This is a genomic window from Nocardioides dokdonensis FR1436 (assembly GCF_001653335.1).
GTDB classification, from domain to species: Bacteria; Actinomycetota; Actinomycetes; order Propionibacteriales; family Nocardioidaceae; genus Nocardioides; species Nocardioides dokdonensis.
In genome coordinates this window covers 3,594,192-3,615,403 of record NZ_CP015079.1, presented here as the reverse complement: position 1 = coordinate 3,615,403, position 21,212 = coordinate 3,594,192, and the positions used below count along the sequence as shown (strand labels likewise).

17 protein-coding genes are annotated in these 21,212 nt (G+C 72.2%); 13 read left to right on the top strand and 4 right to left on the bottom strand.

The window, feature by feature from the left end; translation table 11 throughout:
* Window positions 1-75 precede the first annotated feature (75 nt).
* The 4 genes from I601_RS17090 (at window position 76) to I601_RS17075 (ending at window position 5,473) form a co-directional block, all read left to right on the top strand.
* Window positions 76-2,832 carry a CHAT domain-containing tetratricopeptide repeat protein gene (locus I601_RS17090; RefSeq protein WP_068112383.1) on the top strand — a complete coding sequence of 919 codons (2,757 nt, stop codon included), beginning with the start codon at window positions 76-78 and terminating at the stop codon, window positions 2,830-2,832.
* Between the two features lie 102 nt (window positions 2,833-2,934).
* Window positions 2,935-3,525 carry an RNA polymerase sigma factor gene (locus I601_RS17085; RefSeq protein WP_084527753.1) on the top strand — a complete coding sequence of 197 codons (591 nt, stop codon included), beginning with the start codon at window positions 2,935-2,937 and terminating at the stop codon, window positions 3,523-3,525.
* Window positions 3,522-4,166: a hypothetical protein gene (locus tag I601_RS17080; protein ID WP_068112380.1), complete on the top strand. Its 645-nt coding sequence runs from the start codon at window positions 3,522-3,524 to the stop codon at window positions 4,164-4,166. Before I601_RS17085 ends, I601_RS17080 begins: the two co-directional genes overlap by 4 nt.
* On the top strand, window positions 4,163-5,473 hold the full coding sequence (locus tag I601_RS17075) for a S8 family peptidase (protein WP_068112378.1): 1,311 nt from the start codon (window positions 4,163-4,165) through the stop codon (window positions 5,471-5,473). Before I601_RS17080 ends, I601_RS17075 begins: the two co-directional genes overlap by 4 nt.
* A gap of 27 nt (window positions 5,474-5,500) precedes the next feature.
* Here the strand turns inward: I601_RS17075 and fadD1 are convergent, their stop codons facing one another.
* From fadD1 to I601_RS17060, 3 genes are all read right to left on the bottom strand, one after another.
* A complete protein-coding gene (gene fadD1 / locus I601_RS17070; protein ID WP_068112375.1) occupies window positions 5,501-7,069 on the bottom strand; it encodes a fatty-acid--CoA ligase FadD1 in 1,569 nt (522 codons plus the stop codon).
* Window positions 7,070-7,152: 83 nt separating this feature from the next.
* A complete protein-coding gene (locus I601_RS17065; RefSeq protein WP_068112372.1) occupies window positions 7,153-8,256 on the bottom strand; it encodes an acyl-CoA dehydrogenase family protein in 1,104 nt (367 codons plus the stop codon).
* 4 nt (window positions 8,257-8,260) lie between these two features.
* Window positions 8,261-9,448, bottom strand: coding sequence for an acyl-CoA dehydrogenase family protein (locus I601_RS17060; RefSeq protein ID WP_068112370.1), 1,188 nt, complete (start codon window positions 9,446-9,448; stop codon window positions 8,261-8,263).
* 121 nt (window positions 9,449-9,569) lie between these two features.
* Here I601_RS17060 and I601_RS17055 point away from each other — a divergent pair, with 121 nt between their 5' ends.
* The 4 genes from I601_RS17055 (at window position 9,570) to I601_RS17040 (ending at window position 12,844) form a co-directional block, all read left to right on the top strand.
* Window positions 9,570-10,724 carry a Rieske 2Fe-2S domain-containing protein gene (locus I601_RS17055; protein ID WP_068112366.1) on the top strand — a complete coding sequence of 385 codons (1,155 nt, stop codon included), beginning with the start codon at window positions 9,570-9,572 and terminating at the stop codon, window positions 10,722-10,724.
* A complete protein-coding gene (locus I601_RS17050; protein ID WP_068112364.1) occupies window positions 10,724-11,026 on the top strand; it encodes a hypothetical protein in 303 nt (100 codons plus the stop codon). Before I601_RS17055 ends, I601_RS17050 begins: the two co-directional genes overlap by 1 nt.
* Window positions 11,027-11,030: 4 nt before the next feature.
* Entirely contained in the window at window positions 11,031-12,128 is a 1,098-nt protein-coding gene (locus tag I601_RS17045; protein ID WP_068112361.1) for a ferredoxin--NADP reductase, read from the top strand.
* A gap of 125 nt (window positions 12,129-12,253) precedes the next feature.
* Window positions 12,254-12,844: a hypothetical protein gene (locus I601_RS17040; RefSeq protein ID WP_157520242.1), complete on the top strand. Its 591-nt coding sequence runs from the start codon at window positions 12,254-12,256 to the stop codon at window positions 12,842-12,844.
* A gap of 4 nt (window positions 12,845-12,848) precedes the next feature.
* Here the strand turns inward: I601_RS17040 and I601_RS17035 are convergent, their stop codons facing one another.
* The gene (locus I601_RS17035) at window positions 12,849-13,520 is read right to left on the bottom strand and encodes an MBL fold metallo-hydrolase (RefSeq protein ID WP_068115165.1); all 672 of its coding nucleotides are present in this window, start codon (window positions 13,518-13,520) and stop codon (window positions 12,849-12,851) included.
* Window positions 13,521-13,692: 172 nt separating this feature from the next.
* Here I601_RS17035 and uvrA point away from each other — a divergent pair, with 172 nt between their 5' ends.
* Genes uvrA through I601_RS17010 form a run of 5 tightly spaced genes read left to right on the top strand, consistent with a single transcriptional unit; the run spans window position 13,693 to window position 21,201 of the window.
* On the top strand, window positions 13,693-16,809 hold the full coding sequence (gene uvrA / locus I601_RS17030; protein ID WP_068112355.1) for an excinuclease ABC subunit UvrA: 3,117 nt from the start codon (window positions 13,693-13,695) through the stop codon (window positions 16,807-16,809).
* Between the two features lie 9 nt (window positions 16,810-16,818).
* Window positions 16,819-17,256 (top strand): Rieske (2Fe-2S) protein, encoded by a 438-nt coding sequence (locus I601_RS17025; RefSeq protein WP_068112353.1) that lies wholly within the window; start codon window positions 16,819-16,821, stop codon window positions 17,254-17,256.
* Between the two features lie 47 nt (window positions 17,257-17,303).
* Window positions 17,304-19,319, top strand: a complete 2,016-nt coding sequence (uvrC, locus tag I601_RS17020) for an excinuclease ABC subunit UvrC (protein ID WP_068112350.1) — start codon at window positions 17,304-17,306, stop codon at window positions 19,317-19,319.
* Entirely contained in the window at window positions 19,316-20,191 is an 876-nt protein-coding gene (gene rapZ, locus I601_RS17015; RefSeq protein WP_068112346.1) for an RNase adapter RapZ, read from the top strand. Before uvrC ends, rapZ begins: the two co-directional genes overlap by 4 nt.
* Complete coding sequence (locus tag I601_RS17010; RefSeq protein WP_084527751.1) at window positions 20,191-21,201, top strand: gluconeogenesis factor YvcK family protein; 1,011 nt, start codon at window positions 20,191-20,193, stop codon at window positions 21,199-21,201. The genes rapZ and I601_RS17010 overlap by 1 nt, the downstream gene beginning before the upstream one ends.
* Window positions 21,202-21,212: the final 11 nt, after the last annotated feature.

The window sequence follows — 21,212 nt, the reverse complement described above, 5'->3', positions numbered from 1 at the left end:
GGCGGACGCGCTGCGGCGCTCGAGCATATCCCCGGACGGGTCCGGAGCGCGAGGATCTCGCGTACCTTCGGAGGCGTGCCAGACCCGGTCCCGGACGATCCCGCCCGCCTGCTCGCCGCGGTCCTGGACCGGGCCGCCGAGCTCGTGCACCGACACCCGCGGCGGGCGGAGCGGCTGGCCGTGTGGGTCGACCGGCGCGCCGTTCCGGACGCAGCGCGGGCGGTCCGGGCCCGCGCGAGGTACGTCCGGGCTCAGATCCTCACCGAACGTGGTGAGCTCGACGGTGCGTTGCGGCTCATAGCCGACGCTCGTGCGCTGTGGGCCGAGGACGGGCACGCCCTTGCAGCGCTGCGCACCGACCTCGGTCGCATGCACGTGCTCGACGACCTCGGTCGGCACCAGGAGGCCATCGACGTCGGCGAGCACCTCGTGACCGGCCTGGAGGAGCTGTGCGTGGCAGGGGCGGACGAGGAGCCTCGCTACCTGCGCGCCCACGCGGTCAAGAACCTCGGGGTGGCCTACGGCCTGGTCGGACGCCACGTCGAGGCGCTGCAGGCGTACGCCCGCGCCACCGCCGAGTACGCCGCGCTCGGCAAGCACCACGAGACGGCGCTACCGCTGGCGAACACGGGCCTGGAGCTGCTGGCCCTGGGCAGACCGGGCGAGGCGCTGGTGGCCTTCGACCAGGCCATCGAGATCTTCGAGGACGCCGACGACCTGTCCTTCGCGGCGCAGTGCCGCGGTGACGCCGCCCAGGCGCACCGACAGCTGGGCCAGGTCGGGGAGGCGCTGCGGCTGCTCGAGCAGGCGCGCGACACCCTCGACCGGTTGGGGGCGGCCACCGAGGCCGTGCGGTTGAGGCTCGCGCTCGCACAGACCCACCTCGCGGTGGGGCTCTGGGGCGAGGCACGTGACGCAGCGTCGTCGGCCGCCACCGATGCGGCCCGGTCGGGCCTGCGCCACGACGAGGCGAGAGCCCGCTTCCTGCTGTCGTTGTGCGACCTCGCGGAGGACCGGTGCGCGCCGGCCCTCGACGAGCTCGCGGCGGCGCGGGACCTGTTCGTGGAGGTCGACGACCGGCAGCACCTGGCTCGCGTGGCGTTGGCACGTGCCGAGGCCCTGTTCCGGTCGGGGCGCCGGGAGCAGGCCCGTGACCTGGCGGAGCGGTGCGTCGCAGACCTGGAGGAGGGCGGTTGGCAGGTGCCGATGGTGTCGGCCCGGTTGCTCCAGGCCGACCTCGCCGACGACCCGGTCGAGGCGGAGGCACGTCTGGCCGGGGTCGCCGACCTGGTGACCCGTCTCGACCTCCCCGAGCTCAGCTACGAGCACGCGCTGCGCACCGCACGCCTCCTGCGCTCACGAGGGGCGCTGGACCTCGCCGTCGCCCAGCTGGCCCGTGCCCTGGCCGAGCTGGAGCGCGCCGCGGGGGCGCTGCCCGACTACGCGCTGCTGACGTCCTTCCGCACGCACCGCACCCAGGCCCACGGAGAGCTGGTCGAGGTGCTCCTGGAGCGAGCAGGGCCGCACGACGTCGAGTCCGCGAGCCGCATCGCCGACGACGTACGCGCCCGCACGCTCGCGGACCTGCTCGCGAGGGCCGCGGGCAAGGGCCCGGTGCTCGCCGCGGCAGGTCGGAGCCTGGGGGAGGCCTTCGCCGAGCTGAGCGAGCAGTACCTCGCCGAGGAGTCGGGCGCGTCCGCGCACACGCGTCAGCGGACGCAGGAGCTGGAACGCCGCGTCAGCAGCCTCCGGACGAGGCACCTCGCAGGTGTCCCGCTCCCGGACGGGTCCCCGGACCAGCCCGCGAGCAGGGGCGTCCAGGTGCCCACGCTCGCCTACCACGTCTCGGGGGACGACCTGCTCGTCTTCGTCCACCGGGACGACGGGGTCCTGGTCCGGCGGCTGCCGGCCGCGGTGGGGCGGCTGCACCGCCTGCTCGACGACCTGGACGACCAGTGGAGCCGCGCCGCGATCGCAGCGACCCACGGCAGGGTCGGGTCGGCCGGGTTGGCCCGGTCCGCCAGGGCCACCCTGCGAGCCCTGCACGGCCTGCTGGTGGAGCCGGTCGAGGAGACCCTGGTCGACCTGGGCCCCCGGCTGTGCGTGGTGCCCGACGGTGAGATGGGCACGGTGCCCTTCCCAGCCCTCTTCGACGGCGAGGGCCACCTGTTCGAGCGCTGGACCATCACCCTGGCGCCGAGCCTGCTGCCCGCCGGAGCGCCGGTCCTGGCCGTGCCGCCCGCACCGCGCGTCACGATCGTCGCGGTGCCCGACGAGGACGCGCCGGGTGCCGCCGGGGAGGCGCACGCCGTCGGTGAGCACCACCCCGGCGCGGTCCTGCTGGAAGGTCTCGACGCCACGGTCGGGGCGTTCACGAAGTCGGTGCCCGGCGCCGACGTGGTGCACGTGGCCTGCCACGGGCTGCACCAGCCGCTCAACCCCCTGTTCTCGCGCCTGCGGCTGCACGACCGGTGGATGCCGTCGGCGGAGATCGTCCAGCTCGACCTCGCAGACGCCCTGGTGGTCCTGAGCGCGTGCCAGTCGGGCACCCACGGCCGGCACCGGGAACCGGTCGGGCTGGCCTGGGCCTTCCTCGCCGCCGGAGCGGCCGGCGCCGTGGTCTGCCAGTGGCACGTCGCCGACGCGGCCACCGCCACGGTCATGGCCTCGCTGCACTCGGGTCTCGCTGCGGGCCTGCCCGCGGACGAGGCCCTGCGCTCGGCTCAGCGCGAGGCCGCCGCCTCCGAGCTGCACCCCTACTTCTGGGGCGCCTTCGCGCTCGTCGCGAGCCCGGTCCGGGGCGCGCACGGTGTCGCGGGGACGGCAGTCTGATCCCAGCGGCTCCACTGGTCCAGACAGGTGGTGACCTGGCGGCACCCGGGGGGAAGGTGGACCTGACGACGCGTGCTCCCGCGCCTGAGAAGGACCTGATCGATGACCGAACTCGCGACTCCGTCCGACCCCTCGGGCGACCACGGCCGGACGCTGACCTCGGACGCCGAGCTGCTGCACCGGATCCGGGCCGGCCACACGGAGTCGTGGGACGTCCTCATCGACCGCTACCAAGGGCTGGTGTACAGCGTGGCGCTGCGCAGCGGGCTGGACCCGGAGGACGCGGTCGACGTCGCCCAGACGGCGTTCCTCACCCTGCTCGAGTCCCAGGACTCGCTGCGGGACGAGGAGCGGCTCGTGGGCTGGCTCGTGACGATCACCCGCAGGCAGGCCTGGCGGGTCCGCGAGCGGCGGCACCGCGAGCGCCCGGCGGCCCAGCCGCTCGCTCTCGAGCCCGACGAGCCCCTCGACAGCGGAGGACTGCTGGAGTGGGAGCAGCTCACCGTGCTGCACACCGCGGTCGAGCAGCTCGGCAGTCCGTGCCGGGAGCTGATCCGAGCCCTGTACTTCGACGCCCGGCAGCCGACGTACACCCAGATCGCCCGCACGCTCGGCCGGTCCGTGGGCGGCATCGGCCCGTTGCGCGGGCGGTGCCTGGCCACGCTGCGCCAGACGATGGAGGAGGCGTCGTGAACAGACCCTCCCCGCGTCCGGCCCTGCGCCTGGCGGCCGACTGGGTCGAGGGGCGGCTCGCACCCGAGGACGCGGACCGCGCCGCAGAGAGGGCGGTCTCGGACCCCGTCTTCCGGGCCGAGGTCCAGTTCGTGCGCATGGTCGTCGCGGCCGGTCGGGACCTGCCACTGGTCGACCCACCCCCGGTGCTGCGCCAGCGGCTGCGCCAGTCCTTCCAGCAGTGGCACCGGGCACCCTCGTGCCGGCCCACCCGGGTGCTGGAGGTGGTCGCGTCGCTGGTGTTCGACAGCCGTCGACACCAGCTCGGCCTGGCCACCCGCGGGGCGGCGGCGGGCATGGACGGGGACGCGGTGCACCTGATGTGGCACTGCGAGCTGGCGGACCTCATGGTCGAGGCCAGAGCGACCGACGAGGCGGGACTCGTCGACCTGCGTGGGCAGGTGCTGCTGTCGCACGACAGCGGCTCGCCGGTCTTCACCGCCGAGGTCACCGGGCCGGACCACGCAGCGGTGTCGGTGGACGCGGACGACCTGGGACGGTTCAGCGTCCTGGCCCCGCGGAGTGCCTCCGAGCTGCGCGTCAGCAACGGAGAGATGGCGATCGTCGCCGAGATCGAGCTGCACATCGAGGAGTCCTCATGAGCACCAGCCCCCAGACCCGACGCCTGTCGGTCGCGACCGCCCTCGCGGCCGCGGTCCTGGCCGCCTCCGGCACCGCGCTGCCGCTCTCGGCGGCCTCGCCCGCCGCACCCGGCTCACCGGACTCGAAGGCCGACCCCGAGGACGTGCAGGGCGCCGACATCGTGGTGAAGCTCGACCCGGCCAGCGGCTACACCGCCGAGGACGTGACCCGTGACTTCCCGGTCCGCCTGCAGGACGACGTGCTGGCGTCGCGGCAGATCTACCTCTACCGGCCCACGGGCCCCGAGGACTGGGACGACGACGACGAGGTCGAGGAGCTCGCCGACGACATCGAGAAGCACCCGGGCGTCCTCTTCGCCGAGCCCGACCTGCGCACCCTGCTGGCCGACGACCACTACCACAGCTGGCCCGCGGGAACGCCGGAGAAGGTGGGCCCACGCTCCAGGAAGTTCCTCCGTCAGCCGCTGGCCCGGCAGTTCAAGCTCAACCGGGTGCACCGGATCAGCAGGGGAGCCGGAGTGGCCGTCGCAGTGCTGGACACCGGTGTGGCCCGACGCCACCCCGTCCTCCAGGGGCGCCTGCGCCAGGGCTACGACTACGTGGACGACGACGGCAGGCCGGTCGACCGCGCCCGCGGCCTGGACGGCAACGCGAACGGGGTGGTGGACGAGGCCTTCGGTCACGGCACCTTCGTCGCGGGCCTGGTCGCGCTGGTGGCTCCGGATGCCCGGGTCGTGCCGATGCGGGTCCTGGACAGCGACGGCGCCGGCAGCGTCTACCTCGTGGCGCAGGCGATCTGGGACGCCACCGACCTCGGCGTGGACATCATCAACCTCAGCCTCGGGACCCCGGGCCGGATCGAGTCCGACCTGCTCGACCTGGCGATCAAGCACGCGCACGACCAGGGCGTCGAGGTGGTGGCGGCTGCAGGCAACTCTGCCCAGGACAAGAAGGCCTACCCGGCTCAGAACAAGCACGTCCTGAGCGTCACCTCGGTCTCGGTGGGCCGCGACTCGGTCTCCCAGTTCGCCAACTGGGGCGGCTGGGTGGACGTCGCGGCGCCCGCCAGCCGGGTCCGGGGCCCGGTCCCGGCGCGGGGCTTCGCCACGTGGGCCGGGACCTCGATGGCCGCTCCCCAGGTGAGCGGCCAGCTGGCGCTGCTCATCGCCGCGGGTGCGGATCCGGGCGACCGGGAGAAGGCCCTGCAGGAGACGGCGCGCGAGTTCCCCGAGGACGAGCCCAAGCAGATCAAGCACGGCACGGTCGACATGCTCTCGAGTCTCAGGTACGTCCTCGCGCGCCGGTAGCAGGGACGCACGTCCGGGTCGACGAGGTCAGGAGTAGCGCTGCCCGCGCTCCTCGCGCGTCCACAGGGTGCCGTCGGCCGCGCTGATCCCCTCGGCGACCAGGGCCCGCTTGAGGACCTTGTTGGTCGCGGTGGCGGGCAGGTCGGAGTTGAGGCGCACGTAGCGCGGCCAGGCCTTGGGGGAGAGGTCGGGCTGGGCGGCCAGGAACCCCTCGAGCTGTGCCGGGGTCAGGTCGGCGCCGTCCTCGAGCACGATGGCGGCCATGACCTGGTCACCGACCCGCGCGTCCGGGACGGCGTACACCGCCACCCTGCTCAGGCCCGGGAGCCTCTGGAGGATCCGCTCGATCGGGCCTGCCGCGAGGTTCTCGCCGTCGACACGCATCCAGTCAGCGGTACGCCCGGCCAGGTAGATCCAGCCGTCGGCGTCGCGGTAGGCCAGGTCGCCGGACCAGAACATTCCGTGGCGCATCCGCTCGTCATCGGCCACGGGGTCGTTGTAGTAGCCGGAGAAGTAGCCGCGACCCTGGGTGTTGACCAGCTCGCCGACCGCCTGGTCGGCGTTCGCCAGCGCACCGTGCTCGTCGAAGGTGGCGACCGCGCACTCGGTGACGGTCGTGGAGTCGTAGATGGCGACGTCCGCGGCGCCCTTCCCGATCGAGCCCCGGGGGGTGCCGTCCTCGCGCTGGATGATGATGGCCAGCTCGGTGGAGCCGAAGGCGTCGACGACGCGGCAGCCGAAGCGGCGCGCGAACTCGTCGATGTCGTGGTCGCTGGCCTCGTTGCCGAAGGCTGCCCGGAGGGTGTTGTCGGCGTCGTCGTCGCTCGCGGGTGTCGCCAACACGTAGGCCAGCGGCTTGCCGACGTAGTTCATGTAGGTCACGCCGTGGCGTCGCACGTCGGTGAGGAAGCGCGACGCGGAGAACGTCGCCGGGACCATGGCGGCGCCGCTCGTGACGGCCACCGCCCAGCCCGCTGCGACCGCGTTGGAGTGGAACAGCGGCATCGCCAGGTAGCACACGTCCTGCGAGGTCAGCGAGAACCGGCCGACCAGGTCGGCCCCGGCGAAGACGACCATGATGTGGGGGACCTGCACGGCCTTCGGGTCCCCGCTGGTGCCGCTGGTGAAGATCATCATGAAGGTGTCCATGGCGCCCGCCTCGCGATGCGGCACCAGCTCCCCGGAGGCCGCCACCTCGGTCGCCCACGCCTCGGACTCGACGTCGACGACCCGGGCACCACCGAGGTCGAGCCCCTCCAGCAGCGGCAGGTGCGCCTGGTCGGTCAGCAGCACCTGGCAGTTCGCGCGTCGTACGTCGGCCCCGAGGGAATCGCCGCGCCGGGTGGTGTTGATGCCGCAGAGCACGTAGCCGCCCAGCCCGGCTCCGGCCATCGCCCGGAGCATCTCGGGGCCGTTCTCCAGCAGCGCACCGATGTGCGCCGGACGCTCGGGGTCGATGGTCGCCACCAGCGCGGCAGCCTCGGCCGAGGCCTCTGCCAGGTGCTCGCGCCAGGTCCACGACCGGTCACCGTGCAGGACGGCCGTGGAGTCGTCCTCGACGCGCTCGCGAAGCAGCTGCTGGACGGTTTCGGACACGGGACCCCCTAGTTGGAACACGTTCTAGTTGACACGCGTCAATCTAGGGCTCCGGCCAGCACGGGTCAATGCCGGCCGAGCGCTCAGGCGGGCTCGGCGGCCAGCGCACGCCCGATGCTCAGGGCCTGCTCCGTGGCACTGCCGAAGGCGAACTCGAAGCGCTTCGCCGTCGTGAAGTACCGGTGCGCCTCGCCATCGAGGTCGATACCGACCCCGCCGTGCACGTGCACGGTGGTGTGCGCCAGCCGGTGTGCGGCGTCGGCGGCCCAGAGTTTCGCGGTCGCGACCGCGGTCTCGGCGGGCAGGCCCTCGGCCAGGCGCCAGGCTGCCGCCCACAGGACGAGGCGCTGGCCGAGCACGTCGATGAAACCGTCGGCCAGTCGCTGCGAGACCGCCTGGAAGGTCCCGATCGGACGACCGAACTGCTCGCGGGTCTTGGCGTAGCCGGCGGTCAGGCGCAGGGCACCCTCGGTGACGCCGAGCAGCTCGGCGGCGACGGTCACCGTCAGCAGCTGCCCGAGCCGCGTCGCGGTGTCGTCGCCGGGGGCGCCGACGGCCTGGGCCGGGGCGGCGTCCAGGTCCAGGCGGACCACGACGTCGCCGTCGCTGGTGCGGCCCGGGGTCCGCTCGAGGCCGGCGGCGCGCGCGTCGATCAGGAAGACGCCGACGCCGTCCTCGGTGGTGGCGCTGACCAGGAAAGCGTCCGCGGCGGCGCCGGCGCGCACCATCGTCTTGGCCCCGGACAACGACCAGCCCTCGTCGCTGCGCACCGCGGTGACCACGGGACGTGCCGGCAGGTGGCTGCGCTCCTCCGAGACGGCGGCGCTGAGCACCCGCGCGCCGCTGGCCGCGCCCGGCAGCCACTGGGCCTGCTGGGCGGCGGTGCCCTGCTCGGCGAGCAGCAGCGCAGTGGCTCCGTGGACGGCCAGCGGCACCGGGGCGACCCGACGTCCTACCTCCACGAGGACGCGGCAGAGCTCGAGGAGCCCGAGACCGGCCCCGTCGTGCTCCTCCGGGACGGCGAGGGAGAGGAGCCCCGCGTCACCGAGGGCCGACCAGAGGTCGCGGTCGAAGCGGTCGCCCGCCTGCTCGACCTGCTTGAGCCGGTCGTTGGTGGTGCGGTCGCCCAGGATGCGTGCGGCCAGCTCGGCCGCCTCGTCCTGCTCGGGGGTGAAGGTGAAGTCCATCTGATTACCTCTTCGCTGCCGGCAGGCCGAGGCCCACGTAGCCGATGATGTCGCGCTGGATCTCGTTGGTGCCGCCACCGAAGGTCATCACCAGCGACGAGCGGTGGAACCGCTCGAGGCGCCCGGCGAGCACGGCGCCCGCGGAGTCGGCCGTGAGCCCGGCCTGGGGTCCCACGACCTCCATGAGGGAGCGGTAGACCTCGGTGGCCAGCTCCGAGCCGTAGATCTTGGTGGCGGACGCCTCCGCGGGGGAGAGGTCGATGCCGAGGTCGGCGTCGGAGGCCAGCTTCCAGTTCAGGAGGGTGAGCATCTCGATGCGGGCGTGGGCCCGGCCGAGGGCGATCTGCACCCACTCGGTGTCGATGACCCGCTGACCGTCGGGGTTCTTGGTCTCCTGCGCCCAGGCGCGCACCTGTGCCAGGGACTGGGTGAGCGGGGCGGCCGAGGTGAGAGCGACCCGCTCGGCGTTGAGCTGGTTGGTCATCAGCGACCAGCCGCCGTTGAGCTCGCCGACCAGGTTGCTGACCGGCACCCGGACGTCCTCGTAGTACGTCGCGCTCGTCCCGACGCCGGCGACGGTGTGCACCGGCGTGTAGGAGAACCCGGGGGCGTCGGCGGGGATCAGGATCATCGACAGGCCCTTGTGGCGCGGCAGGTCGGGGTCGGTGCGGCAGGCCAGCCAGAGCCAGTCGGCGTACTGGATCAGCGACGTCCACATCTTCTGGCCGTTGATGACGAACTCGTCGCCCTCGCGCACCGCCTTGGTCCGCAGCGAAGCCAGGTCAGTCCCCGACCCGGGCTCGGAGTAGCCGATGGAGAAGTGCATCTCGCCGGCGAGGATCTTGGGCAGGAAGTAGGCCTTCTGCTCCTCGGTGCCGTAGCGCATGATCGTGGGTCCGACGGTGTTCAGCGTCAGGTAGGGGATCGGCACCCCGAAGTCGGCCGCCACGTCGGTGAAGATGAGCTGGTCCACCATCGAGCGCGCCTGGCCGCCGTACTCGGTGGGCCAGCCGATGCCCAGCCAGCCGTCGGAGCCGAGCTGACGGATGACCTGCTTGTAGACGCCGGTCTCGCCGAACTCGCCGGTGGCGGAGGACAGCCCCGCGCGCACCTCCGGTGTGACCAGGGCGGCGAAGTACTCGCGCAGCTCCTCGCGCAGGGCGAGCTGCTCGGGCTCGAGAGCCAGGTGCATGGAGATCTCCGAATCGATCGGGGTGCAGAACGCCGAGGACCGGCGGGTGTGGCTGGCGCCACCTGCCAGAAAACTATAACCTGTTCTCGTTTTGGTCCACCGTCACGACTGGAGAGTCACCATGAGCGGCACGGAACACGGCTCCACGACGTCCACCACACCTCGCGTCCTCGACCGGGGCACGGCACCGGAGCGGTTCGCGCGCGGCTGGCACTGCCTCGGCCTGGCCAGCACGTTCGCCGACGGCAAGCCGCACCGCGTCTCCGGGTTCGGCGGCCAGCTGGTCGTCTGGCAGGACACCCAGGGTGGGCTCAACGTCCTCGACTCCTTCTGCCGGCACATGGGCGGCGACCTCTCGCAGGGCACGGTGAAGGGCGACGAGATCGCCTGCCCGTTCCACGACTGGCGCTGGGGCGGTGACGGCAAGTGCAAGTCGATCCCCTACGCCCGTCGCGTCCCGCTGCGCGCCCGCACCCAGAAGTACCCGACGGCCATCCGCAACGGCCAGCTCCTGGTCTGGCACGACGCCGAGGGCTCGGCCCCCGACCACGACGTCCTGCCGCCGGAGCTGCCGGGCGTGGGCACCGACGAGTACACCGACTGGGCCTGGGAGGTGGTCCCGATCGAGGGGTCGAACTGCCGCGAGGTCGTCGACAACGTCGTTGACATGGCGCACTTCTACTACGTGCACCTGTCGTTCCCGACCAGCTTCCGCAACGTCTTCGAGGGCCACCGGGCCACGCAGTTCATGGAGTCCAAGGGACGCCCCGACGTCAGTGGCGGCTACGGCGACGAGGATCTCTTCCTCAAGTCCGAGGCCACCTACTACGGGCCGTCGTACATGATCAACTGGCTCGACGTGGACTACAAGGGCTTCCGCACCGAGGTCGTCCTGATCAACTGCCACGTCCCCACCGGGCCCGACTCGTTCACGCTGCAGTACGGCATCACGGTCAAGAAGCCCGAGGGCCTGGACGAGGAGACCGCCCAGTACATCGCGACCAAGTACGCCGACATGTTCGGCAGCGGCTTCCTGCAGGACGTCGCCATCTGGAAGAACAAGGTGCCGGTGCAGAACCCGCTGCTGTGCGAGGAGGACGGGCCCGTCTACCAGCTGCGTCGCTGGTACGAGCAGTTCTACGTCGACGCGGCCGACGTGAGCCCCGACATGACCGACCGGTTCGAGTTCGAGGTCGACACGACCAAGGCGAACGAGTACTGGCACCAGGAGGTCGCCGATAACCTCGAGCGTCGCAAGGCCGAGACGGGCGCCTGATGGCGTCCTTCCTCCCCACCCGTCCCGAGACTCTCGAGGACCAGCGGCTCTACACCTCGGCCAGGCTGACCCGCGTCGCCTGCCTGGACTGCCTCGCCGAGGTGCGCGTGAAGAAGAACAGCCAGCACCACACGTCGGTGCAGTGGGACGCCGCGGCCCGGAAGCACTGTCCCGAGCTCTCGCGACGAGCGCCGGACCCGTCCGGACGTGGGCTGCAGCAGGGCTGCACCCGGCTGGCGGACAGCGTCGACGCCGCTGTGCGGGACGGAGCGGTCCCCGTCGGGGCCGAGGACGGATACTGAGCACGTGGACACCGAATCCTTCGACCTCGAGGTCGTCGACGTGGTCGAGGAGACCGCCGACGCGCACTCCGTCTCGTTCCGCGTGCCCGACGGCGCGCAGGAGCACTTCCGCTACCGCCCGGGCCAGTTCCTGACCCTGGCCGTGCCCTCGGACCGGACCGGGGTGGCGGCTCGGTGCTACTCGCTGTCGTCGAGCCCGCACGACGACGGACCGCTGACGGTGACGGTCAAGCGGACCGCCGACGGCTACGCGTCCAACTGGATCTGCGACAACCTGCGCCCGGGCACGACGATCCGCTCGCTCTCGCCCAGCGGCATCTTCACGCCCTCGTCGCTGGACTCGGACCTGCTGCTCCTCGCCGGTGGCAGCGGGGTGACTCCCGTGATGTCGATCCTGCGCACCGCCCTGGCTCAGGGGACCGGCCGCATCGTGCTCTTCTACGCCAACCGCGACGAGCGCTCGGTGATCTTCGCCGCGGAGCTGCGGCGCCTGGCCGCCGACCACCCGGAGCGGCTCAGCGTCGTGCACTGGCTGGAGTCGGTGCAGGGTCTGCCCGACCAGGCCCAGCTCAAGGCGTTCGCCGCGCAGTACGTCGACCGCGACGCGTTCGTCTGCGGACCGGCGCCGTTCATGAAGGCGACCGTCGCGGCGCTGCGGGAGCTGGACTTCCCCCGCGAGCGGCGCCACCAGGAGAAGTTCATCTCCCTCGGCGGCAACCCCTTCGGGGACCACGACCAGGTCGAGCAGAGCGAGAGCGAGATCGCCTCGGCCGAGGCCGACGAGGACGCGCCCGACGAGATCACCGACGCGGCGCCCTCGCAGGGGGCGGTCCGGCTCGAGGTCGAGCTCGACGGTGAGACCTACGCCTTCGACGACTGGCAGCCCGGGACGATGATGCTCGACCACCTCGAGTCCAAGGGGGTGCCGGCGCCGTTCTCCTGCCGCGAGGGCGAGTGCTCGGCGTGTGCGGTCCGCCTGCTCGAGGGCGACGTGAAGATGGTGTACAACGACGTCCTCGACGACGAGGACCTCGCCGACGGCATCCGGCTGGCCTGCCAGTCGCAGCCGGTGACGGACACCGTGCGGGCGACGTACCACTGAGCCGGACGACGACCCTGCTGGTCTAGACCGGCAGGGTCGAGAGTGGGACACCGGTGACGTCGGGGTAGGACACACGTTGAGATGGGCGTCCCCCCGTCTGAATCCCACCCCAGGAGATGACCCTCATGGTCTCCACCGTCGTGCTCCTCGTCACGGTCGCCGTCGTGTGCGCCATCGGTGCGCTGGCCTCCGGTCCCGCCACCGAGCGCCGTCGGGCACGGGACCTGAGCCGGCGGCTGCGCTACGTCGAGCGGCACCCGCAGCGGGTCAACCTCGGAGACATCGAGTCGCTGATGCGTGCCCACGAGATGCCGGAGGACGAGATCCGGCTGCTCACGGCGAAGGCGCGCAGTCGAGGCATCCGTCCGCTGACGATGTGGATGTGGGTCCAGCAGCGCGGGGTGCACACCCTGGCCGTCGTCGTGGCCGCCGACCTCAGCCACGAGGCGCTCATCAGCCACCTCGCCCACGGCACGGTCCCCGACCTGGCCGAGCTCGAGGTCTTCGCCGCCCTGAACGGACTGACCCGGTCGGCCGCCGAGCCGACCCGCCCGGTCGTCGTGACCGCCGCGGCCGTGGCTCCGTCGGCGCGGCCTGCCGCACCCTCCGTGACCGCGCGACACGACGTGGCGCCCGGCGCGCTCCCGCCCGTGGTCGCGCCCGGGACGTGGCCCTACGGCGACATCCGCGACATCCTCGGCGGCAGCGCCGCCTGAGGGCTCACCACCCGCGCTCGCGCCACTGCGGCAGCTGCGGGCGCTCGACGCCGAGCGTCGAGTCGCCGCCGTGGCCGGGGTAGAACCAGGTCTCGTCGGGCAGGGTGGCGAAGACCTTGGTCTCCACCTCGTCCACGAGCTGGCGGAACGCGGCGTCGTCGCCGAACGTGCTGCCCACGCCGCCGGGGAACAACGAGTCGCCGGTGAACAGGTGCGGGTGCCCGTCGGGGTCGTCGTACCTCAGGGCCACCGAGCCGGGCGTGTGTCCGGCCAGGGCCAGCACCGTGAGGCTGCACCGGCCGACCTGCACGGTGTCGCCGTGCTCGACGCGCCGGGTGACCTCGACCCCGGTCTGCTCGGTGACCGCGTCGGCGTCCGGGGTGCCCACGAGCACCGCCGCGCCGGTGGCCCCGACGACCGCCGCCAGGGCCCGGTGGTGGTCCCAGTGCTGGTGCGTGGTGACGACGGCGGCGAGCCCGGCGTCCCCGACGAGGGGGAGGAGGGTCTCCGCCTCGGCTGCCGCGTCGACCAGCACCTGCTCGCCGGTCTCGAGGCAGCGCAGCAGGTAGCAGTTGTTCGACATCTCGGGGTCCACGGCCACCTTGGTGATGCTCAGGCAGGACAGCTCGCGGACGTCGGGCTCGCCCCCGGGGCGGACGTCTCCGGTGTAGGTCATGGTCTCCAGCATGCCGCGCCGGGCGTGACCAACGGCGCACCGGGCGGGTGTGTGCCGACCGCGTCCACGCTGGCACCGTTGTCGGTGGTGCGTGAGATCGTGCCAGGGCAGGCGCCGTCAGGGGTGCCGACGTACTATCGCGAACGCGTGTTCGATCGACCAGGGAGACTCTGTGCAGGACCAGCTCATCATCCGGGGCGCCCGGGAGCACAACCTCAAGGACGTGTCCCTCGACCTGCCCCGGGACTCCCTCATCGTCTTCACCGGGCTGTCCGGCTCCGGCAAGTCGTCCCTGGCCTTCGACACCATCTTCGCCGAGGGCCAGCGCCGCTACGTCGAGTCGCTGTCGGCGTACGCCCGCCAGTTCCTGGGGCAGATGGACAAGCCCGACGTCGACTTCATCGAGGGCCTGTCGCCCGCGGTCTCGATCGACCAGAAGTCCACGTCCAAGAACCCGCGCTCGACCGTCGGCACCATCACCGAGGTCTACGACTACCTGCGCCTGCTCTACGCCCGCGCCGGGCGCCCGCACTGCCCGACCTGCGGCGCCCCGATCGAGCGCCAGACCCCGCAGCAGATCGTCGACCGCGTGCTGGGTCTCGAGGAGGGGCGACGCTTCCAGGTGCTCGCACCCGTGATCCGCGGCCGCAAGGGCGAGTACGTCGAGCTGTTCTCCCAGCTCCAGACCCAGGGCTTCTCCCGGGCCCGGGTCAACGGCGAGACCTACACGCTCGACGCGCCGCCCCAGCTCGACAAGCAGAAGAAGCACACCATCGAGGTCGTCGTCGACCGCCTGTCGGTCAAGCAGACCAGCAAGCGTCGGCTCACCGACTCCGTGGAGACCGCTCTGTCCCTGGCCGGTGGCCTGGTGGTGTTCGACTTCGTCGACCTGCCGGCGGGTGACGCGGACCGCGAGGTGCGCTTCAGCGAGAAGATGGCCTGTCCCAACGAGCACCCCATCGACGTCGACGAGCTGGAGCCGCGCTCGTTCTCCTTCAACTCCCCGTTCGGCGCCTGCCCGGCCTGTGCCGGGCTGGGCACCCGGATGGAGGTCGACGGCGAGCTCGTGGTGCCGAACCCGGCGGCCACCCTCGGGGAGGGTGCCATCCAGCCGTGGAGCCACGCGCACGTCTCGGACTACTTCCTGCGCCTGCTCGGGGCGCTCGGCGGCGAGCTCGGCTTCGACCTCAACACGCCCTGGGAGGAGCTGCCGTCCTCGGCTCGCGCGGCGATCCTCGACGGCCACTCCCGCAAGGTGCACGTGGTCACCCGCAACCGCTACGGGCGCGAGCGCGCCTACGACGCGGCGTTCGAGGGCGTGCGTGCCTACGTCGCGCGCCGGCACCGCGAGGCGGAGTCGGACACCAGCCGCGAGCGCTTCGAGAGCTTCATGCGCGAGGTGCCGTGCCCGACCTGCGACGGGTCGAGGCTGAAGTCCGTCTCGCGGTCGGTGACCCTGACCTCGGTGGCTCAGGGGGAGCCGGTCGCGGCGAGCATCGCCGAGGTCTGCGCCCTGCCGATCAACGAGGCGTGGGCGTTCCTCAGCGAGCTCGACATGACCAGCCGGGAGCGCCAGATCGGTGAGCGGGTCCTCAAGGAGATCCACGAGCGGCTGCAGTTCCTGCTCGACGTCGGACTCGACTACCTCTCCCTGGACCGGCCGTCGGGCTCCCTGTCGGGCGGCGAGGCGCAGCGCATCCGGCTCGCGACCCAGATCGGCGCGGGCCTGGTCGGCGTCCTCTACGTGCTCGACGAGCCGTCCATCGGCCTCCACCAGCGCGACAACCAGCGCCTCATCGAGACGCTGCTGCGGCTGCGGGACCTGGGCAACACCCTGATCGTGGTCGAGCACGACGAGGACACCATCAAGGTCGCCGACTGGGTCGTCGACATCGGCCCCGGGGCCGGAGAGCACGGCGGGCAGGTCGTGCACAGCGGCACCGTGCAGGGCCTCTACGACCACCCGGACTCGATGACCGGGCAGTACCTCTCCGGACGTCGCGAGATCCCGGTGCCGGCCGTACGCCGCCCGCGCACCGTGGGCCGCGAGCTCACCGTCCTGGGCGCGCGCGAGCACAACCTGCAGGAGGTCGACGTCTCCTTCCCGCTGGGGCTCTTCGTCGCGGTCACCGGGGTCTCGGGCTCGGGCAAGTCGACGCTGGTCAACGACATCCTCTACACCTCCCTGGCCAAGCAGATCTACAACGCCCGCACGCTGCCCGGGCGACACCGCGCCATCACCGGCACCGAGCACGTCGACAAGGTCATCCACGTCGACCAGTCGCCGATCGGGCGCACGCCGCGGTCCAACCCGGCGACCTACACCGGGGTCTTCGACCACGTGCGCAAGCTCTTCGCGGCCACGCCCGAGGCCAAGATGCGCGGCTACCTGCAGGGTCGCTTCTCGTTCAACGTCAAGGGCGGACGCTGCGAGGCCTGCTCGGGCGACGGCACCTTGAAGATCGAGATGAACTTCCTGCCCGACGTCTACGTGCCGTGCGAGGTCTGCCACGGGGCCCGCTACAACCGCGAGACGCTCGAGGTGCACTACAAGGGCAAGACCATCGCCGAGGTCCTCGACATGCCGATCGAGGAGGCCGTGGACTTCTTCGCCGCGGTGCCGGCGATCTCGCGCCACCTCACCACCCTGGTCGAGGTGGGCCTGGGCTACGTGCGGCTCGGCCAGCCGGCCACGACGCTCTCGGGCGGCGAGGCACAGCGCGTCAAGCTCTCGGCCGAGCTGCAGAAGCGGTCGACCGGTCGCACCGTCTACGTGCTCGACGAGCCGACCACCGGTCTGCACTTCGAGGACATCCGCAAGCTGCTGCTGGTGCTGGGCCGGCTCGTCGACGCCGGTAACTCCGTGCTGGTGATCGAGCACAACCTCGACGTCATCAAGACCGCCGACTGGCTGGTCGACATGGGACCGGAGGGCGGCTCGCGCGGCGGTCTGGTGGTCGCCGAGGGCACGCCCGAGCAGGTGGCGGCGGTGCCCGAGAGCCACACCGGCCGCTACCTGGCGCCGCTGCTGGAGGGCAAGCACGCCGAGCAGCCCACCGGGATGCTGGCCGCCGAGTCGGCGCCGACCCTGGTGCGGGCCACGCGGCGCCAGGCGGCTGCCCGCTCCGCCAACGCCCGGGCCGCGAGCACGCACAAGACCGCCGCCCCTGCCAAGGCCCCCGCGAAGGCCCCCGCGAAGTCGGCCAAGAAGGCGGCGACCAAGCCCACGGCCGCCAAGGCGGCGAAGAAGGCGGCGACCAAGCCGGTGGCGCGCCGGACCGCTGGCTAGGCTGGCGGAATGAGCCAACGCCCGTCAGTCCCGGTCAGCCGTCGTCACGCCCTGGGCGGTGCTGCGGGCCTCGGTCTGGGCCTGCCGCTGCTCGCCGCCTGCGGCGGCGACGGGTCCACGGCCACGGATCCCGCCCCGGCGTCCCCGGCCGCCTCGCCGGGGGAGGTGCTCACCAGCACCGGCGACGTGCCGGTCGGCAGCGGTGTGATCCTGGCCGACGCCGAGGTGGTGGTCACCCAGCCCACCGAGGGCGAGTTCAAGGCCTGGACCAACGTCTGCACCCACCAGGGCTGCGCGCTGGAGAGCATCAGTCCCGAGGGCATCAGGTGCCCGTGCCACGGGTCGGTCTTCGACGTCGCCACCGGCGAGCCGACCGCCGGACCCGCGTCGAGCTCCCTGACCGAGGTGCTGCTGAACGTCGACGGCGACGAGATCACCCTCGCCTGACCGGCCCGATCGGCGGGGGTGTCCCCAGCGACTCGTAGGCTGGTGACGTGCCCGACCGACCAGCCCGCCGCAGCTCTCGGGGACCGTTGTCCTACCGTCCCGAACCGGGCTCGATCCCCACGGGCCCGGGCGTCTACCGGTTCCGTGACTCCCAGGGCCGTGTCGTCTACGTCGGCAAGGCGAAGAACCTGCGCGCGCGGCTGTCGTCGTACTTCCAGGACATCGCCCACCTGCACCAGCGCACCGCCACGATGGTCACCACCGCGACCAGCGTCGAGTGGACCCTGGTCAACACCGAGGTCGAGGCCCTGCAGCTGGAGTACTCCTGGATCAAGGAGTTCGACCCCCGCTTCAACGTCAAGTACCGCGACGACAAGTCCTACCCCTGGCTGGCGGTCACCGTGGGCGAGGAGTTCCCCCGGGTGATGGTCGGTCGCGGCGCCAAGCGCCGCGGCACCCGCTACTTCGGCCCCTACAGCCACGCCTGGGCGATCCGCGAGACCGTCGACGTGCTGCTGCGGGTCTTCCCGATGCGCTCGTGCAGCAACGGCGTCTTCAAGCGGTCCGCGCAGATCGGGCGGCCCTGCCTGCTGGGCTACATCGACAAGTGCTCGGCACCGTGCGTGGGCCAGGTGAGCGCCGAGGAGCACCGGGCCATCGTCGACGACTTCTGCGACTTCATGGGCGGGCAGACCCGGCCGTTCCTGCGCCGCATCGAGAAGCAGATGTACGCCGCCTCCGACGCGATGGACTTCGAGAAGGCCGCCCGGCTCCGGGACGACCTCGGCGCGATGCAGCGAGCCCTCGAGAAGCAGGCGGTGGTGCTCGGCGACGGCGCCGACGCCGACGTCATCGCCCTGGCCGAGGACCCGCTCGAGGTCGCGGTGCAGATCTTCTACGTCCGCGGTGGCCGGATCCGCGGACAACGCGGCTGGGTCGCCGACCGGGTCGAGGAGGGCGGCACCGCCGAGCTCGTCGAGCACTTCCTGCTCCAGCTCTACGCCGGGGACTCCGAGTCGATCCCGCGCGAGATCCTGGTCCCGGCCATCCCGCCGGACCATGCGACGTTCGAGGAGCTGCTCAGCGAGCTGCGCGGCTCACGGGTGCAGATCCGGGTGCCGCAGCGCGGCGACAAGAAGACGCTGCAGGAGACCGTCGCGTCCAACGCCAAGCAGGCGCTCGTGCTGCACAAGACCAAGCGCGCCAGCGACCTGACGACGCGCAACCGGGCGCTGGAGGAGATCCAGGACGCCCTCGAGCTCGACGACGTGCCGCTGCGCATCGAGTGCTACGACGTCTCCAACCTCCAGGGCACCGAGGTCGTGGCCTCGATGGTGGTCTTCGAGGACGGCTTGGCGCGCAAGGGCGAGTACCGCCGGTTCATCATCAAGGACGTCGAGGGGCAGAACGACGTCGCCTCGATGCACGAGGTCATCACCCGGCGGTTCCGGCGCCTGCTCGACGAGCAGGCGCGGTCCAAGACGGTCGAGGGCCAGGACGGACCGATGCTGGTCGACCCCGAGACCGGTCGCCCGCGCAAGTTCGCCTACTCGCCGGGGCTGGTGGTCGTCGACGGGGGACCCCCGCAGGTCGCGGCCGCCCAGCGCGCCCTCGAGGAGCTGGGCATCGACGACATCCCGGTCTGCGGCCTCGCGAAGCGGCTCGAGGAGGTCTGGGTGCCCGGCCAGGAGGACCCCGTCATCCTGGCGCGCTCCTCGGAGGGTCTCTACCTGCTCCAGCGGATCCGCGACGAGGCGCACCGCTTCGCGATCACCCACCACCGCAGCCGGCGTTCGAAGACGATGGTCGAGAGCGCCCTCGACGACGTGCCGGGGCTGGGAGAGGTCCGCCGGCGCACGCTGCTCAAGCACTTCGGGTCCCTGAAGAAGCTGCGCGAGGCCACGGCCGACGAGATCGCCGAGGTCCCCGGCATCGGCGCCCGCACCGCCCTGTCCATCAAGACCGCCGTCACCCCGGCACCCCGCGGCGGCGGCACCGGGTCCGGCACCGAGCCCGTCATCGTGTCCGTGAACACCGCCACGGGAGAGATCGAGGAGTCATGAACGAGCGTCAGGTGCCCCACGGGCCGCTGGTGGTGGTGACCGGGATGACCGGCGCCGGCCGCAGCACCGCCGCCAAGGAGCTGGAGGACCTCGGCTACTACGTCGTCGACAACCTGCCGCCCAGCCTGCTGCGCGACGTGGTCCGCCTCGTCGACGAGACGCAGGGCGCCGGCCAGCCGATCGCCGTCGTCGTCGACGTCCGGTCCGGCTCCTTCTTCGGATCCCTGCAGGCCAACCTCGGCCAGGGCGCGACGGGGCGCCGGGCCACCCTGGTCTTCCTGGAGGCGACCGACGACGTCCTGGTCCGGCGCCAGGAGGCCGCCCGTCGCCCGCACCCGCTGCAGGGCAGCGGCCGGCTGCTGGACGGCCTCGAGCGCGAGCGGGAGGTGCTCGCCGACCTGCGCGGCGACGCCGACCTGGTCATCGACACCACCTCGCTGAACGTCCACCAGCTCACCCGTCGCATCCGTGACTCCTTCGGTTCCCCGGACTCCACCGACCTGCGGATCCGCGTGGTCAGCTTCGGGTTCAAGTACGGCATCCCGGTCGACGCCGACTACCTCGCCGACATGCGCTTCCTGCCCAACCCGCACTGGATCCCCGACCTGCGCCCGCACACCGGCCGCGACCCCGAGGTCTCCGACTACGTGCTGTCCCAGCCCGGTGCCGCCGAGTTCCTCGACGGCTACCTCCCGGTGCTGACGGGCGTCACCGAGGGGTACCTCCGTGAAGGCAAGCGCTTCATGCGGGTCGCGATCGGTTGCACCGGCGGCAAGCACCGCAGCGTCGCGATGACCGAGGAGATCACCCGCAGGCTCGTCGAGCTCGGGCACCAGGCCACCGCGACCCACCGCGACCTGGGTCGCGAGTGATGCCGGGGAGCCACCGGAGCGCCGATCGTGCCCAGTCGGTGGTGGCCCTCGGCGGCGGGCACGGACTGCACGCCTCCCTCCGGGCGCTGCGCCAGCTCGTGGACGAGGTGGTCGTCGACGACCTGACCGCCGTCGTCACCGTCGCCGACAACGGAGGTTCCTCGGGGCGGCTGCGCGGGGAGTTCGGGGTGCTGCCGCCCGGCGACCTGCGCATGGCGCTGGCCGCGCTCTGCGGCGAGGACCAGTGGGGCCAGACCTGGGAGCGGGTGCTGCAGCACCGGTTCGCGGGCGACGGTGAGATGCACGGGCACGCCGTGGGGAACCTGCTCATCGTCGCGCTGTGGGAGCAGCTCGGCGACCACGTGCAGGCGCTCGACCTGGTCGGTCGCCTGCTCGGCTCGGCCGGCCGGGTGCTGCCGATGGCACTGACCCCGCTCGACATCACCGCCCAGGTCCGGGGTCTCGACCCGGCGGACGAGGACGCCCTCACCCTGGTCCGCGGCCAGGTCGAGGTCGCCACCACCGGGGGAGTGATCACCCGGGTCGACCTCGAGCCCGCCAGCCCCGTGGCCTGCCCCGAGGCGCTGACCGCCCTCGCCGCGGCCGACTGGGTCGTGCTGGGCCCCGGGTCGTGGTTCAGCTCGGTCATCCCGCACCTGCTCGTCCCCGACCTGCGCCGAGCCCTCATCGAGACCGACGCGCGCACGGTGGTGGTCCTCAACTTGGACGAGCAGCCGGGGGAGACCGGTGGCTTCGGTCCCGCCGACCACCTGGCGGTGCTCGTCGAGCACGCGCCCGAGCTGGCCGTGCACACCGTCCTCGCCGACACCCGGATGGACCCCGACGAGCTCGCCCACCTGCGCGAGGTGACCGCGGCCGCGGGGGCTCGGCTGGTCGTCGCCGACGTCGCCTCCGACGACGGCACCCCGCGCCACGACCCCGCGAGGCTGGCAGCGGCGTACGAGTCGATCCTGCTGGGAGCCGTCGACGCCGAGCAGGACGGACGTTGACCCGCGTGGGA